Source organism: Acinetobacter calcoaceticus (genome assembly GCF_051947995.1).
GTDB lineage: Bacteria > Pseudomonadota > Gammaproteobacteria > Pseudomonadales > Moraxellaceae > Acinetobacter.
In genome coordinates this window covers 281,471-297,301 of the sequence record NZ_JBLVVH010000003.1, presented here as the reverse complement: position 1 = coordinate 297,301, position 15,831 = coordinate 281,471, and the positions used below count along the sequence as shown (strand labels likewise).

Annotated in this window: 14 protein-coding genes; 4 read left to right on the top strand and 10 right to left on the bottom strand. The window is 43.3% G+C overall.

Annotation, left to right across the window (positions count from 1 at the left end):
- Window positions 1-12: 12 nt before the first annotated feature.
- Window positions 13-990 (bottom strand): NAD(P)H-dependent flavin oxidoreductase, encoded by a 978-nt coding sequence (locus tag ACNQO6_RS07305; protein ID WP_440208514.1) that lies wholly within the window; start codon window positions 988-990, stop codon window positions 13-15.
- 279 nt (window positions 991-1,269) lie between these two features.
- On the opposite strand from ACNQO6_RS07305, the gene ACNQO6_RS07300 reads away from it, so the two are divergent.
- Entirely contained in the window at window positions 1,270-1,572 is a 303-nt protein-coding gene (locus ACNQO6_RS07300; RefSeq protein ID WP_440208513.1) for a DUF3817 domain-containing protein, read from the top strand.
- Window positions 1,573-1,642: 70 nt separating this feature from the next.
- On the opposite strand, the gene ACNQO6_RS07295 is transcribed toward ACNQO6_RS07300, so the two are convergent.
- From ACNQO6_RS07295 to ACNQO6_RS07280, 4 genes are all read right to left on the bottom strand, one after another.
- The gene (locus ACNQO6_RS07295; RefSeq protein WP_440208512.1) at window positions 1,643-2,674 is read right to left on the bottom strand and encodes a M20/M25/M40 family metallo-hydrolase; all 1,032 of its coding nucleotides are present in this window, start codon (window positions 2,672-2,674) and stop codon (window positions 1,643-1,645) included.
- 176 nt (window positions 2,675-2,850) lie between these two features.
- Complete coding sequence (gene iaaH, locus ACNQO6_RS07290; protein WP_440208511.1) at window positions 2,851-4,314, bottom strand: indoleacetamide hydrolase; 1,464 nt, start codon at window positions 4,312-4,314, stop codon at window positions 2,851-2,853.
- A 68-nt stretch (window positions 4,315-4,382) separates the two neighbouring features.
- On the bottom strand, window positions 4,383-5,114 hold the full coding sequence (locus ACNQO6_RS07285) for a response regulator transcription factor (protein ID WP_440208510.1): 732 nt from the start codon (window positions 5,112-5,114) through the stop codon (window positions 4,383-4,385).
- A gap of 118 nt (window positions 5,115-5,232) precedes the next feature.
- Window positions 5,233-6,258, bottom strand: coding sequence for an AraC family transcriptional regulator (locus ACNQO6_RS07280; protein WP_440208509.1), 1,026 nt, complete (start codon window positions 6,256-6,258; stop codon window positions 5,233-5,235).
- Between the two features lie 113 nt (window positions 6,259-6,371).
- Between ACNQO6_RS07280 and ACNQO6_RS07275 the strand changes: the two genes are divergently transcribed.
- The 3 genes from ACNQO6_RS07275 (at window position 6,372) to cueR (ending at window position 11,044) form a co-directional block, all read left to right on the top strand.
- Window positions 6,372-7,904 carry a flavin-containing monooxygenase gene (locus tag ACNQO6_RS07275; RefSeq protein ID WP_440208508.1) on the top strand — a complete coding sequence of 511 codons (1,533 nt, stop codon included), beginning with the start codon at window positions 6,372-6,374 and terminating at the stop codon, window positions 7,902-7,904.
- Between the two features lie 183 nt (window positions 7,905-8,087).
- Complete coding sequence (locus ACNQO6_RS07270) at window positions 8,088-10,574, top strand: heavy metal translocating P-type ATPase (protein WP_440208507.1); 2,487 nt, start codon at window positions 8,088-8,090, stop codon at window positions 10,572-10,574.
- Between the two features lie 11 nt (window positions 10,575-10,585).
- The gene (gene cueR, locus ACNQO6_RS07265; protein WP_032872627.1) at window positions 10,586-11,044 is read left to right on the top strand and encodes a Cu(I)-responsive transcriptional regulator; all 459 of its coding nucleotides are present in this window, start codon (window positions 10,586-10,588) and stop codon (window positions 11,042-11,044) included.
- A gap of 101 nt (window positions 11,045-11,145) precedes the next feature.
- Here the strand turns inward: cueR and ACNQO6_RS07260 are convergent, their stop codons facing one another.
- From ACNQO6_RS07260 to ACNQO6_RS07240, 5 genes are all read right to left on the bottom strand, one after another.
- A complete protein-coding gene (locus ACNQO6_RS07260) occupies window positions 11,146-11,334 on the bottom strand; it encodes a heavy-metal-associated domain-containing protein (RefSeq protein ID WP_343578394.1) in 189 nt (62 codons plus the stop codon).
- Between the two features lie 105 nt (window positions 11,335-11,439).
- Window positions 11,440-11,781: an ISC system 2Fe-2S type ferredoxin gene (gene fdx, locus ACNQO6_RS07255; RefSeq protein WP_440208506.1), complete on the bottom strand. Its 342-nt coding sequence runs from the start codon at window positions 11,779-11,781 to the stop codon at window positions 11,440-11,442.
- Window positions 11,782-11,888: 107 nt separating this feature from the next.
- Window positions 11,889-12,200 (bottom strand): CopM family metallochaperone, encoded by a 312-nt coding sequence (copM, locus tag ACNQO6_RS07250; RefSeq protein ID WP_440208505.1) that lies wholly within the window; start codon window positions 12,198-12,200, stop codon window positions 11,889-11,891.
- 279 nt (window positions 12,201-12,479) lie between these two features.
- On the bottom strand, window positions 12,480-14,684 hold the full coding sequence (locus ACNQO6_RS07245) for an OsmC domain/YcaO domain-containing protein (protein ID WP_440208504.1): 2,205 nt from the start codon (window positions 14,682-14,684) through the stop codon (window positions 12,480-12,482).
- A gap of 246 nt (window positions 14,685-14,930) precedes the next feature.
- On the bottom strand, window positions 14,931-15,803 hold the full coding sequence (locus ACNQO6_RS07240; protein ID WP_440208724.1) for a LysR family transcriptional regulator: 873 nt from the start codon (window positions 15,801-15,803) through the stop codon (window positions 14,931-14,933).
- Window positions 15,804-15,831 lie beyond the last annotated feature (28 nt).

Here is a 15,831-nt window from a genome sequence, read left to right as displayed (position 1 = left end):
TAGCTCTGAACACTACCCCAGCATTAAACGCTTTCTGGCAGCGAGATATTCTCTTTCAAGACGGTCAACCAGTTCGGCAACCGAAGTGGTTGCTTTGACTGCATTTAAACCTTGACCACATCCCCAGATATCTCGCCACGCTTTCACTTTATGCTGTGTACCATCTTCGCTAGAGGTACTAAAGTCCATGTCTTTTAAGTTACCTTCTGGCAGATTGGCTGGATCAAGCCCTGCTGCACGAATACTGGGGGCCAGATAGTTACCATGTACACCGGTAAACAGGTTGGAATAGACAATCTCATCTGAATTATGATCCACGATGGCCTGTTTGTATGCACGCGTTGCATTCGCTTCATGGGTTGCAATAAATGCAGAACCGATGTAACCGAAATCAGCGCCCATTGCTTGCGCCGCCAAAATGGCATCGCCTGTCGAAATTGCACCCGATAAGGCCAGAGGTCCATCAAACCATTCCCGGATTTCCTGAATCAATGGAAATGGATTTTTCACACCTGCATGTCCTCCTGCGCCGGCAGCCACCGCGATTAAGCCATCTGCGCCCTTTTCAATCGCCTTTTGGGCAAAGCGATTATTAATCACGTCATGCAAGACTACGCCCCCATAGCTATGCGTGGCCTCATTAATTTCGGTACGGGCGCCTAGAGAGGTAATCACAATCGGCACTTTATATTTAACAATCAGTTCCATGTCATGTTCGAGGCGATTATTACTTTTATGCACAATCTGGTTGATCGCAAATGGCGCCGCAGGACGGTCAGGATGTAAGGCATTGTGTTCCTCAATTCCATCAGTGATTTCCTTGAGCCATTCCTCCAGTTTTTCTGCAGGTCGTGCATTCAAAGCAGGCATTGAGCCTACCACACCCGCTTTACACTGGGCGAGCACCAGTTGCGGTGTACTGATGATAAATAATGGAGAGGCAATCACAGGAAGTCTGAGCTTGTTGAACACTGCTGGAATTTTTGACATGACTTCTACTCTTTTAACGATACATTATTATTTCCATAGACTCAGCCATTCATAATCATGAAGGCTTCGTTGTTGATTCAATTGATCATATCGGGACAGTAATTTTTATGCAACAAGTTGCATAGAATCAATTAATGAAATGATTTTATCAATCATATTGGAGCACCGGGAATGAAGCCCTTTCCCAAGCAAGTGACTCAGTTGCGCAAGCGTTATGATCGATAAAGATGTTATGCTTCAGCCATTTTTATATTTTTATTTATCTCCTGAGACGATGTTATGAGTATTACCACCCAAAAACTGCAACGTTTGCGCCTGGCTTCCATCCTCGAAGCGGTAACTTTATTACTTCTGTTTGTAGTTGCCATTCCTGTTAAATATGCTTTTGATCTGCCTGTGGCGACCAAAATTATGGGCCCAATCCATGGACTGGCTTTTCTTTTCTATTTGTGGAACCTGATCAGCACAGTTGCTATATGGTCGAAAACTGAATTACTCAGATTATTTATTCTGGCATTTATTCCTTTGGGCGGTTTCTTTAATGAAAAATATATCGCCCAGCGACAAGCCCATCTGAAATAGGACTAGATGCCCTGACATAAAAAAGGAAATCTTATGATTTCCTTTTTTATCATCCACAATAATTTTAGAATTATTGTTTATCGAGTGACTGGAGTAAGTAAATTACGGCATCACCTGCCAGTTGCATCGATTTTGGATCGACCTGCTCAAAGGTGTCACATGCTTTGTGGTAGCATGGCGCGAACTCAAGTTCATCGCCTTTCATTTGTTCATTAAACAAGATGACAGAGGTCACAGGCACTTTACCTAAAAATGGAGCCGTATCACTGGCGGTTAAGGTGGCGACATCCTCTTTAATTTTTAAATTTTTTGCTTTAAAAAATTCTTTGAGCATATTCTCCAAGGCTAAATCACCGCTATGGCTTGGTATACTGCGTAAACCATCGAGTAATGGCTTATAGTCCTGCTCCTGCATGCCACGCTCTTTTAACATTTTTTCCATTTCGTCCACAGATGACTTATCGCCATCTGCAATCAGGATTTCAGGATCTTTGGTGCCCACCATATCCACATTGATATAAGCCTTAATCGCCTTTAACTGATCAGCAGTCAGTTTTTTCACATAGGCTTGGGACCCTGCGATTCCTACTTCTTCCGAATCCCAGAATGCTAGATGAATGCTATGCTTGGGCTTTATGTTCTGTTGAGATAATTGTGCCATTAACTCAAGTAGCAAGGCGACGCCGGAGGCATTATCATTGATTCCAGGCCCCATTTTGACCGAGTCATAATGTGCCCCTAGTAGAATAATGTCTTGTTTCGATTCACCCGGAATCTCTACAATAATATTCTGCCCTTTGGTCTTTTCACGATTTTCGAAAGCCTGAACCTCTGTCGTAAAGCCTGCTTTCTTGGCGTGATCTAAAATATAATCTGCACTCGCCAAACCACCTTGCGTCCCCACTGCACGATTGCCACCATGCTGTTTGGCAATTTGTTCAAAAGCATGTAAATGCGTCATCATCTGCGCCGCATCCATTTTTAAACCAGATTGACTAACATCTTCAATTTTTTCTTTGGAATCTTGCTCGTTTTTTTGACAGCCACTGATTGCAAACATGCTACTTAATACACAAACAGCTAAAATTTTCTTTAAAAACATAAAATAAACGTAAACCGATTCTTATAAAGTCAGTCTAATACTAGGGTTGAGCACGCGGATTTGCCATTTCATTTTGTATCCTTGGCCGTTATTGATTGAGTCAGCTAGTAATTTCAAAAATGACAGGCAAAGCCCGTTTTCAATGCAACGGGCGATGTATTGCGGCTCTGGTTATTCTAGTGAAGATTTAAATTACTTAAAATCTGTTCCAAGACCTGCCCGATGGCTAAGAGTTGATGATCCGTATGCGGTAGTCCATCAATTTCTAGCCCTACAGGAAGTTGTGATTCTTTTCCTAAACCAATCGGTAGACTGAGACCAGGCAAGCCGATATTACTGCCCGGATCGGTATTGCGGATCAGTCTCTGGAACTGATCAATGGAACTGACATGCTCATCCACGAGTGGTGCCACAATTGGCGAGGTTGGAAAGATCAAGGCATCAAGTTGATGCTCCTGAAACACTACCTGGTAAAGCGCCAGCAGTTGTGGTCGAGCTTCCTGTATGGCTTTTTGATACAACGGTTGCACGGCTAACGATTGCCCCGTCTCATCCATGAGCATTTCCGGCAATATATTCTGCTGAAAGATATGTTTTACGTCTGGACTAGAAATCTGCTCGACCAGTGCTTCCAGACCGATATTGATCTGCTGGTGTTTTAAATAGTCAATCAGGTCATATTTACCTTCATAAATCACCAATGGGAATGAAATACGCTGGTTGAGTTGAGCTAAATCCAGCATATTTACGGGGACAATTTCGATACCTGCGGTTTTTAAGCAATGCAGTGCCGCATGTGACTGCTCATGGACATCCTCATCCAGATCCTCCCAAAAATAGCTATTGACTCCGAGCCTGATCGGTCGGGTCGGCAATGCAACAGGCTGAGCTGGTGGTGCAATCAACTGGTCCACCAGAATAATATCGGCCATGCAATGTGCCATCGGCCCCGCGGTGTCCCGTGTATGCGAAATCGGGGTAATATCTGCTTGATCATAGCGTCCAACCGTTGGGCGAAAGCCAACACAACCATTTAAGGCACTGGGCAATCGAACCGATGCACCTGTATCCGTCCCCATTGCAATCGGCACCATGCCTGCAGCGACCGCAACGGCACTGCCAGAAGAAGAACCACCCGCAATATGTAAAGGATTAACCGCATTACGCGTACCGATCACATCGTCAATATGCATTGCGGTATTATAACCCGTTACCCCGAATGCCAATTCATGCATATTGGCTTTGCCCACCACAATTGCACCTTGATCAATCAAGGCCTGAATCACGGGAGCCGTCGTTTTAGGCCGGAAATCAGTCAAAGCTGGCGTTCCTGCCGTATTCGGAAAACCAGCAACATGGATATTATCTTTCACCGCAAGCAATACGCCGATCAAGGCAGGGCAAGCTTTCCCATCCGCAATATGTTGATCCCAGAACTGGGCTCGTTCAAGGGCCGCTGCTTTATCGACATTAATAAAGGCATTTAAGCCTTGCTGCTGTTCAATCTGGTCAAAATGAAAATGGACGAGCTGTTCACAACTGACTTTGCGCTCACGTACCAAACGGCTAACTTGGTCAATACTGACTTTATTGAGTTGAATGATTTGGTCCGAATTTAGTTTTTTATTGATATTGAACATGGTGACTTAAAATCCATTTAAGTAATTGTTCTGCTAATTTAGTACAGATATAAAGTCACGCGATATCCTCAAAATTGAGGAGTTGATTGACAATGGATGAGCCGCGCCATTTCGGTACGATTATGGCAGCCCATTTTTTGCATGGCATTTTTAAGATGGGTCCTGACCGTGGTAAAACCAATCTCAAGTAAATTGGCAACCTGTTTATCGCTTAGTCCCTTCGTGACTAACATTACGACCTCCTGCTCGCGTGGCGTTAAAACATCAAAGCAAGATAAATCCATCGTTAAGGCTTGTGTCAGATAAGGTTCCAGTAGGTTTAATATCCTTTTCTCACGGTCACTGAACATGACCGAATCTTTGGCGCGCCAGATACGCAGGTCTCCAAGATCCATGCCATTTCGAACAAAATAAACATTCAGGCCATGATGGAGACCATAAGGCCGTAAAAACTCATTGTAGTAATCTGTTTTCTTGAGCGCGGTTGGAGAAATGATTTCATTCACAAAGGTGGGATGTTGTCGCTGGCGAAGCTGTGCCGTGATCGGATCATTGTGCTGCCAAATGGTGTCATATTCCAACATGGCTTTGGGATCAATTTGCCACATGATGCCTTTTTTAGACAAACATTGTTTTGCATCCCAGATATAGGATGCCGCAAAATCTGCACGTAACAAGGTTGCAATGTCTGCAATAAGGGTTTCGCGTAAGCTTTGCTGTCCTTTTCCCGAGCCTAATTTCCACAGTATTTCGGAAAAAAGACTAAACTCCGCTGGACTTAAATCCTGTTCTAAAAGCATGGCCTGCTACCTTTCTATCTTCCTGATACCTGTCCACGCTACAATCAAGCTGAACAGTAATTCCCTTTTGTTTATTTCGCTTTCCTCTATCTTTTATATGTCACGGAATCTTTATTTTCTACACTTTATTTTTTAATCGGGTTGCATGAGGCGTTTTGCCATACCAGCGTTTGTAGGCATGAATGAAACTGGCAGGCTCTGCATAACCCAACCATTCGGATATTTGCTCAATGGAGGTTTGGGTTAAAGACAGATAATAGTCTGCAAGAATTTTTCGTACCTCTTCCCTGATCTGTAGAAATGTTACCTGCTCTTGGGCCAAATAACGACGCAAGGTGCGTGAGTTTAAATGCAAGCGATCCGCAACCTCCTCCATCGACGGAATTTCACCTTTGTTATTCATCAAGACTTGCTGAACCTGATGGGTATATTTCTTTTGGGTTTGTCGTTTATCTAGCATCTGTCGGCATTGTTGTTCCGCAGCCTGTAACACCAGTTCATTGGCCATACTGAGTTTTTGGTCTATTTTTCCTGCATTTAACACAATCAGGTTTTTTAATGCACCAAATTTCGGGCTAATTCCAAATAGCTCAACATAAGCCTGAACTTCTCCATGAGCTTGAAATGAAAACATGACCTTTTGACAAAGTTGCTCCTGAATTAAATCGCGTTGCACGGTCATCAGTGCAGCCACATCTCGCTGAATAATAAACTGCCATAAATTTTGTGGGATCCCTTGATCCACGATGATCTCGATTTGGATATCGTGTGTATCCGGATGTTCTGATACCACAAACTGGCTAAATGCAAAGGACAAGGGAAAATAGGCCAAGGCAAAATTTAAGGCTTCACGAATATTGGCACTACTGATCAAAGCCAGTCCTAATGAACCAAAGGTGGTAAAGTGATAACGGGTTCCAATTTCCAGCCCGAGCAAAGGCCGATGTCCGAACAGCTCTACCAGATTACGGATCAGTTGCAATTCCTGTTGACCTGTCACCAGCATATTCGGATCAAGTAACTGGTGTTGCTCTATACCAGTTCCGGTCAGAATCTGACTATGACTAGTTCCGAGCTCTACGGCAAAATCAGCCATCAGGCGAACACTATGGATACTTCGTTCGTAAGTCCATAAGTATTTCAAGCGTCTTCTCCTTGTCCGCTAATCACAAGATTTTGTCCTGATCCATCCTCTAAATCAATGCACGAAACGATTATTCTGCATGTAATACATGATAATTTTTACTTGAGTCCGTTATGTCTAAACCACAATTATCTTCAAACAACAATATACGTATCGCCATTATTGGAACAGGCTTTGGTGGCTTAGGACTGGCGATTCAGCTCAAACTTGCTGGTTTTGAACAGTTTACCTTATTTGAAAAAGCCGGTGATGTGGGCGGTGTCTGGCGTGACAATACCTATCCCGGTGCTGCCTGCGATGTGCCTTCCCATCTATATTCTTTTTCCTTTGAGCAAGAACTGGGTTGGAAAAACCGTTATGGTTCCTCACAGGAAATTCATCAGTATTTGAAGCATTGCACAGAAAAATATCAGCTCTATCCACATATCCAGTTTAATACTGAAATTGCCAGCGCTGATTTTGATGCCACCCAAGGTGTCTGGCAGATCCAGAGCTTAACCGGAGAAAAATTTGAGGCAGAATTTCTGATTGCCGCGGTAGGTCAGCTCAATCGACCTGCTTATCCCAAAATTAAAGGGTTGGAGACTTTTAAGGGTAAGACTTTCCATTCGGCACGCTGGGATCATGACTACGATTTAAATAACAAACGTGTGGCAGTCATTGGGACTGGCGCCAGTGCGATCCAGTTTGTTCCTGAGATTGCCAAGCAAGTGGCACATTTAGATATTTATCAACGTTCTGCTCCTTATGTGATTCCTAAACCAGACCGAATTTATTCCAGTCTGGAACGCAAAGCATTTCAAAAGCTTCCGGTTTTGCAAAGCCTTGATCGCGTATTTCAATATAGTTATAACGAAATTCGCCTCAAGAGCTTTACCGCTACGCTGAATGAAATTCCATTAGCCGAATATATTTTCCAGCGACATATCCGTGCAGAAATTAAAGATCCGCATTTTCGCCACCGTCTGATGCCTGATTATCCGATTGGTTGCAAGCGTATCCTGATCTCCAATCACTGGTACCGCAGTCTGGTCCGCCCCAATGTCGAGGTTATTGATAGCGCGATTCAGCAAGTCACTGAAAATGGTATTGTCGATAAAGATGGCAAACACCGCGAAGTCGATACCATTATTTATGGAACAGGGTTTGCGGCAACCGAGTTTATGGCGCCCATGCAAATTACAGGACTGAATGGCAAAAGATTAAAAGACCAATGGGTTGATGGCGCCGAAGCGTATTTAGGCTTAACCGTTAGCGGCTTCCCGAATTTCTTTATGCTGTATGGTCCCAATACCAATCTTGGGCATAACTCCATTGTGTATATGATTGAAAGCCAAGTGAATTACATCTTAGATGCACTTCAAGCCCATATCCAAAATAATTTAGCCTTTACCGATCTGAAAGCTGAAATCCAAGTACAGTTTAATCAGGAAATTCAGGAACGGATGAAGTCCACCATGTGGTCGCAAGGTTGCACCAGCTGGTATCAAACTGCGACAGGAAAAAATACCAATAACTGGCCGGGTTTTACACTGGAATACCGTCAGCGCACTCGTCGTTTTGATCTGGAAAACTACACTCAGGTACAAAAGTCGGTTCAGCTACCAGAGCCAATAGTAGATCCGGTTAAACGAATCGCGGTTTAACCCCCTCATTAAAGGACTTCGTCTTTGGGTTGTCCTTAAATGAGATAAAGGATAATGCTTGAGTGAGTTTCAACTTCGTTTGCATTTTGCATAAAGTCTTAAAAGTTGATTAATCTGCTTGACCTTCCCATAATGTCAAGGTCTATGCTTTTAGCAATTGGATTATCTCTATAGGTCTATCTTATGGAAACGCAAACAAAAACATCATCTAATAATATGAATGTCAGCCTTCAGGTCGAAGGCATGACCTGTGCCAGTTGTGTGGGACGTGTCGAAACAGCACTCAAAAAAGTCGACGGCGTTCAGTCTGCATCAGTGAATCTAGCCACAGAACGTGCCGATATTACACTTGCCAAGCCCGTAGACCGACAAGTGCTGATTCAGGCCATTGAACGAACAGGTTATGATGTTCCTGCATCGACAGTAGAACTCTCTATTGAAGGCATGACCTGCGCTTCCTGCGTCAGTCGTGTCGAAAAAGCCTTAAATGCGGTGAATGGCGTAACCACTGCCAACGTCAATTTAGCAACAGAACGCGCCACGGTGACAGGTACAGCCAGTATTGAAAGCCTGATCGCCGCAATTGATAAGGCGGGTTACGATGCCAAAGCAATTCAGGCATCCATTCCGGATCAAAGTGAACAACTGGAGAAAAAAGATCAAGAACGAGCTGAACTCAAACGTGACCTGATTATTGCCATTATTTTAGCCTTACCCGTGTTTATCTTGGAAATGGGCTCACATTTGATACCGGGTGTGCATCAACTGATTGAACAAAGCATTGGAATGCAAAATAGTTGGTACTTACAATTCGTTCTAACCAGCTTAGTCCTGATTATTCCGGGGCGTCGTTTTTATCTTAAAGGGCTTCCCGCTTTAGTTCGTTTAGCACCCGATATGAACTCTTTGGTGGCAGTCGGTACACTGGCGGCTTATCTATTTTCACTGGTTGCAACCTTTGCACCAAAGTTACTGCCTGCGGGCACGGTCAATGTTTATTACGAAGCAGCCGCTGTGATTGTAGCCTTGATTCTACTCGGTCGTTTTCTCGAGGCAAAAGCCAAAGGACGTACTTCCGAAGCCATTCAGCGCTTGGTCAGCTTACAGGCCAAAGTTGCCCATGTTTCTCGTAATCATCAGTTTATTGATATTCCAATTGAGCAAGTGGTAACGGGTGATCTGGTTATCGTGAAACCGGGTGAACGAATTCCTGTCGATGGTGAAGTCATTGAAGGCCAAAGCTTTGTGGATGAATCGATGATTACGGGTGAACCGATTCCTGTTGAGAAAAACATTGGCAGCCAAGTGGTGGGTGGAACCATTAACCAGAACGGAACTTTAAGTTTTAAAGCCGTCGCTGTCGGTGGCGACACCATGCTGGCACAGATTATCCGTCTGGTCGAGCAGGCACAAGGTTCTAAAATGCCGATTCAAGCTGTGGTCGACAAAGTGACCTTATGGTTTGTACCCGCAGTGATGATTGCCGCTTTACTCACCTTCCTCGTATGGCTGATTTTTGGCCCATCACCTGCTTTAACTTTTGCACTGGTCAACGCCGTCGCCGTACTGATTATTGCCTGTCCATGTGCTATGGGCTTGGCAACCCCGACCTCGATTATGGTGGGTACCGGACGTGGTGCAGAACTGGGTATCCTGTTCCGTAAAGGTGAAGCACTACAGCTGTTAAAAGATGCTCACGTGGTTGCTGTTGATAAAACAGGCACTTTGACCGAAGGTCATCCCGTACTGACTGATTTTGAAGTGGCGTCGGGCTTTGAACGCAGAGATGTGCTCAGTCTTGTTGCCGCAGTGGAGTCACTGTCTGAACATCCAATTGCCAAAGCAATTGTCGATGCGGCAAAAAATGAAGGGCTGACCCTGCCTAAAGTTGATCGATTTGATTCAGTTACTGGAATGGGTGTCAATGCCACTGTAAATGAACGCCAAAACATCTATATCGGTGCAGACCGCTACATGATTCAACTTGGTCTGGATATCACCCCATTTTCCCATACGGCACAGCGTTTAGGGGATGAAGGGAAATCTCCACTTTATGTGGCAATTGATGGTGCTTTGGCAGGGATTATTGCAGTTGCCGATCCAATTAAAGACACCACACCTGCCGCCATTCAAGCACTACATCAACTGGGTCTAAAAGTGGCAATGATTACGGGTGATAATGCCCGCACTGCACATGCCATTGCCAAACAACTTGGGATTGATGAAGTGATTGCCGAAGTGCTACCTGAAGGTAAAGTCAATGCCGTGCAGGAACTGAAAGCAAAATATGGCAATATTGCCTTTGTGGGGGATGGAATCAATGATGCACCTGCATTGGCTCAAGCAGATGTCGGCCTTGCAATTGGCACTGGTACAGACGTAGCGATCGAGTCTGCGGATGTGGTATTGATGTCTGGGAACTTGCAAGGCGTGGCCAATGCAATTGCCTTGTCTAAGGCAACCATTGGTAATATTCACCAAAACCTGTTCTGGGCCTTTGCCTACAATACCCTATTGATACCAGTGGCTGCGGGTGTGTTATACCCTGCTTATGGCATCTTGATGTCACCGATTTTTGCTGCAGGTGCGATGGCACTTTCAAGTGTGTTTGTGCTGGGTAATGCGCTACGTTTACGTCGTTTTCAAGCGCCATCCGTGCATAAAGGCTAATGGAGAATCTTATGAATATTGGTAAAGTTTCTCAAGCTTCAGGTGTAACCGCCAAAATGATTCGTTATTACGAGCAAATTGGTTTAATTCCTGCGGCAGGACGCAGTAATGCAGGCTACCGTTCTTATTCAGACAATGACGTGGAACGTTTGAAATTTATCAAACGCAGTCGTGAACTGGGTTTCTCAGTCACGGAAATCACCGATTTACTGGATTTATGGAATAATCGCAATCGGCACTCTGCCGATGTAAAACAATTGGCTCAAGCACATATCCATAAATTGGAAGAGCGTATCCAAGACCTACAGCAAATGGCGCAAACCTTACAGAACTTGGTTGATTGCTGTGCGGGTGATAATCGTCCCGACTGTCCGATTCTGGAAGGATTAAAAGAACCTAGTCATGAAATGAAGGACATCCATCATCATAATGATCTGCTCTCACTTTCCCCACTCACTAGGCGCAAGTAGAACAGTATAAAAGGTGATCTTATGATCGCCTTTTATTTTTTAGAGGAATTTATCTCACAAAAAAAGCGGCTGTTTTAGCCGCTTTTGATTTACCCATAGAATTAACGAGGTGGAAAACCTGCTTCAGATAAAGCCTCGACCACTTGTTGTTGTGAGGCTGTCGTTTCAACCTTAACACTGCGCTTAGGCGGATCTGTAATCACTTTCGCATTTGCATCAACGGCCTGTATTGCACGAGTCACGCCACGTGCACAACCACCACAAGTCATATTTTCAACATGAAATTCCATCATAAAACTCCATTCGATTATTTAAGAACATAAACACACTATAAAGCTTCCCATAATGGTAAGGTCAAGCGTTTTACACATTAAAATAAACAATATTTCATCTAATCATTCCTTCTTTTCGGAAACATAATTGATCGTGTATTTGGGGATTTCTATTTCTAAAGACTGATCCTGAATATTAACCTGACAGGACAGTCTAGACTCTGGACTTAACCCCCAAGCACGATCAAGCAGGTCTGCTTCAACATCATCCATTTCCTGCAAACTTTCAAAGCCGTTTCGAATAATGACATGACAGGTGGTACAGGCTCCTGAAAGGTCACAGGCATGTTCAATTTCAATCCCATGATCGAGTAAAGTTCTACACAGGTTTGCGACCTTTTTAATGTCTAGAATACTGCCTTCTGGGCAGATTTTTTCATGCGGGAGCACGGTTATCTTCGGCATAATCGCTACCTTTCTATCTAATTACGAAAAGCTGTAATCCATAAAGGGCTGTTTAGATTCAGCCTTTTATGGATGGAACTATCAAATCAAGAATAAGATCGAAAGCTTTATAATAGATGCCGTTGTAACCAGGCATTGATCACTTTAATTTCAATATCTTGAGCCAAAATAATATTTTTTGCCAACATACGAACTTCTGAATCATAACAATATGTCAAGGCAACCTTGGCCATATCTATGACCACTTGATGATGTGGAATCATTCCACGCATAAAGTCGATGTCGGCATTGCCTGTGTAATTGATTTGCATATCAACATGCATACGGCTGGTTAGTTCCATATAAGCACGCGTAGAGAGGCTATAAATATCACTTGCATCATTTAGGTTAGGCGTTATTGCCGATTGTTGTTCACTCATTATTGTTTCCTTTCTATTCAGCAGCATCACATTCATTTCAGATGTGATTAACATGCTATATTGATGAAAATAAAGGAATTGACACCATCAATAGATCAGAGTTTCTATCTCCTGTGGCACAGTTACCTTTATGAAAGACACTGTAGTCCTTCCAATAATTGCAAGGTCAAGCCATCAATTGATTAAAATTTTGAGTGATTAAAAAACAAAGTTTTATCGGCCCTAAATAAAAAAGTGCATGATCAACATGCACTTTTTTAAAACGATACTTATGGTGTTTTAGCCATTTAAGCCAACTGCCTTAGCACGTGCTTTATGTAATTTTTTATAGCTGTCGATCAGACGTAAATGACGATCAAGCCCTTCGAGTTTCATACTGGTTGGGGTGAGACCATAGAAACGAACCGTGCCTTCAACAGAACCAATCACAGCATCCATACGCTCATTGCCAAACATACGGCGGAAATTGGTTTCGTAGTCTTCAAGCTCCATTTCATCATCGAGTAAGACTTCTAACACCACATTCATGCATTGATAGAACAAACCGCGTTCTACCGTGTTGGTATTGTATTGCAAGAAAGTCTCAACCAACTCTTTCGCTTCTTCAAACTGCTCTAAAGCAAGATAGATCAACAGTTTCAATTCAAGCAGGGTTAATTGTCCCCAGACCGTATTGTCATCGAACTCAATCCCGATCAAGGCGGTGATTTCGGTGTAATCATCTAGTTCGCATTCTTCTAAACGCTCAACCAAAGCTTCCAGTTGCGCGTTATCTAAACGATGTAGATTAAGAATATCTTCGCGGAATAAAATCGCTCTGTTGGTATTATCCCAAATCAGGTCTTCAACAAGATAAATTTCAGAATAATCAGGCACCAAGATACGGCATGCGGTTGCACCTAAGTGCTCATATACCGCCATGTAGACTTCTTTGCCCATTTCTTCAAGGATGCCAAACAATTCTGCTGCTTCTTCAGCATTTGAATTTTCACCTTCATTGGTGAAGTCCCACTCGACAAAGTCATAATCCGATTTGGCACTAAAGAAACGCCAAGAGACCAAGCCGCTTGAATCAATGAAGTGTTCAACAAAGTTGTTTGGTTCAGTGACTGCATTGCTTTGGAACGTCGGTTGCGGTAAATCGTTTAAACCTTCAAAACTACGGCCTTGCAACAATTCAGTCAAACTACGCTCTAATGCCACTTCAAAGCTTGGATGCGCACCAAATGAGGCAAATACACCGCCTGTACGTGGGTTCATTAAAGTCACACACATCACAGGGAATTGACCGCCTAACGATGCATCTTTCACAAGGACTGGGAAGCCTTGCTCTTCCAAACCTTGGATACCTGCCACAATACTTGGGTATTTCGCCAATACCTCTTGCGGCACATCGGGTAATGCAATTTCACCTTCCAGAATTTCACGTTTAACCGCACGTTCAAAAATTTCAGATAAGCATTGAACCTGAGCTTCTGCCAAGGTATTGCCCGCACTCATACCGTTACTGAGATATAAGTTCTCAATCAGGTTTGATGGGAAATAGACAATTTCATCATCAGATTGGCGTACAAATGGCAATGAACAAATACCTCGTTCCGTATTCCCTGAGTTGGTATCGTATAAATGCGTACCGAGTAACTCATCATCCGGGTTATAAATTTCGAGACAATATTCATCCAAAATTTCTTTTGGTAATTCGCCATTTGGACCCGGTTTAAACCACTTCTCATCTGGATAATGCACAAATTCTGCATTGGCAATGTCCTCACCCCAGAATTGATCGTTATAGAAGAAGTTACAGTTTAAACGTTCAATGAATTCACCTAAAGCCGATGCCAAAGCACTTTCTTTGGTTGAGCCTTTACCATTGGTAAAGCACATTGGCGATTGTGCATCTCGGATATGCAACGACCACACATTCGGTACGATATTGCGCCAAGATGCGATTTCAATCTTCATGCCTAGGCCTGCCAGAATCCCTGACATATTGGCAATCGTCTCTTCTAATGGCAGGTCTTTACCTGCAATATAGGTGCTGCTTTCTGAAGTCAAGCTTGGCATCAATAAGGCTTGTGCATCGGCATCAATGCTTTCAACCTCTTCGATTACAAACTCTGGACCGGTCTGGATCACTTTCTTGACAGTACAGCGATCAATTGAACGCAAGATGCCCTGACGGTCTTTTTCAGAAATGTCAGCTGGTAATTCGACCTGAATCTTAAAAATCTGTTTGTAGCGGTTTTCAGGATCAACAATATTGTTCTGAGATAAACGAATGTTGTCCGTTGGAATATCACGTGCGGCACAATACACTTTGACAAAATAAGCTGCACACAAAGCAGATGAAGCAAGGAAATAATCAAATGGGCCTGGTGCAGAACCATCGCCTTTATAACGAATCGGCTGATCGGCGATTACCGTAAAGTCATCAAACTTCGCCTCTTGTCGAAGATTGTCGAGATAATTAACCTTGATTTCCATGCGAGCACCTAAATATTCTTATGTGTTGCAAGCACATAAGATTGAAAATATTAATCTATAAGCCGGATCGTAACTAAGAAATAGACTTAAAAAGTGTGGCTAAGGTCATCTCGTCTCTTTATCTAAACACTGACCTTAGTAATGATGGGCGCTATTATAGAAGTATTTTGTGTAATTGATAACTTTTGTCTGTTTTTCTAGCCTATTTATGAACAATTAAGCGGGTTTTAGCATATTGATCAAAAGCTAGAGTTGCACGGCAAGCTCAACAAAGGCTTTTGCAGTCGGTGACATCTGCTGTTTATTCTTTACAGCCAAGCCAATAGAACGCTTGATATTGGGAGATAATGGGCGTTTGACCACATTGGGGTAAAGCGAAAGAATATTTGTGTCGAGTGCTAAATCTGCCACGATCGAAACGCCAGCCCCCTGATTGACCATATTTAAAATCGACAGGATTTGCGACAAGTTATATTTAATCTGTGGGGTGAGTTGTGCAGCTTTAAACAGTTCCATGACATGGTTTTGACTACCCGCACTGGTCATAATAAAAGGGTGATCAAGCAGCTCTTGTAATTGTACTGCTGGCTTTTGTGCGATCTCTAAATCGTTGGGCAATAAAGCAACAAAGATATCCTCTAGCAAAGCAAAACTATCAAAGCGGGTTTCAGGCAATACCACAAACCCAAGATCCACTTTGCGTTCATCTATCCACTGCAATATGTCTTTATCAGTTCCTTCCATCACCAGTACTTCAACCTCAGGATAGTGCTGCGCAAACTGTTTTAAAATCAGCGGGATCAGTACATTGGAAGAAGATGCTCCAAAGGACCCGATCCTCAAGGTTCCTGTTTTCAGACCTTTGAGATCCATCACTTCCTGCTGAATCATGTGAGCAACAGTCAGGATTTCATTCGCATAAGGCAGTAAGCGTTGCCCTGCAGCAGTCAGCTCGACTTCATTGTTATTTCGATAAAACAGCTGGGTGTGCCACTTCTTTTCCAACGCTTTAAGTGCATGCGAAATTGCTGACTGTGAAATATTCAGTTGTTGTGCCGTATGCGTAAAATTTTTTAGGTCCGCGAGCTTGGAAAATATTTCGAGTTGGGTCAGGGTCATCACAATGCATTCATGAGTAAAAGCTCAT

Bases quoted from the DNA above. Each gene is read 5' to 3' on its own strand.
- ACNQO6_RS07295 (WP_440208512.1), bottom strand. From the start codon at position 2,674: ATGTTTTTAAAGAAAATTTTAGCTGTTTGTGTATTAAGTAGCATGTTT.
- ACNQO6_RS07285 (WP_440208510.1), bottom strand. From the start codon at position 5,114: ATGCTTTTAGAACAGGATTTAAGTCCAGCGGAGTTTAGTCTTTTTTCC.
- fdx (WP_440208506.1), bottom strand. From the start codon at position 11,781: ATGCCGAAGATAACCGTGCTCCCGCATGAAAAAATCTGCCCAGAAGGC.
- ACNQO6_RS07300 (WP_440208513.1), top strand. From the start codon at position 1,270: ATGAGTATTACCACCCAAAAACTGCAACGTTTGCGCCTGGCTTCCATC.
- ACNQO6_RS07240 (WP_440208724.1), bottom strand. From the start codon at position 15,803: ATGACCCTGACCCAACTCGAAATATTTTCCAAGCTCGCGGACCTAAAA.
- copM (WP_440208505.1), bottom strand. From the start codon at position 12,200: ATGAGTGAACAACAATCGGCAATAACGCCTAACCTAAATGATGCAAGT.
- ACNQO6_RS07305 (WP_440208514.1), bottom strand. From the start codon at position 990: ATGTCAAAAATTCCAGCAGTGTTCAACAAGCTCAGACTTCCTGTGATT.
- ACNQO6_RS07245 (WP_440208504.1), bottom strand. From the start codon at position 14,684: ATGGAAATCAAGGTTAATTATCTCGACAATCTTCGACAAGAGGCGAAG.
- cueR (WP_032872627.1), top strand. From the start codon at position 10,586: ATGAATATTGGTAAAGTTTCTCAAGCTTCAGGTGTAACCGCCAAAATG.
- ACNQO6_RS07270 (WP_440208507.1), top strand. From the start codon at position 8,088: ATGGAAACGCAAACAAAAACATCATCTAATAATATGAATGTCAGCCTT.
- ACNQO6_RS07275 (WP_440208508.1), top strand. From the start codon at position 6,372: ATGTCTAAACCACAATTATCTTCAAACAACAATATACGTATCGCCATT.
- ACNQO6_RS07260 (WP_343578394.1), bottom strand. From the start codon at position 11,334: ATGGAATTTCATGTTGAAAATATGACTTGTGGTGGTTGTGCACGTGGC.
- iaaH (WP_440208511.1), bottom strand. From the start codon at position 4,314: ATGTTCAATATCAATAAAAAACTAAATTCGGACCAAATCATTCAACTC.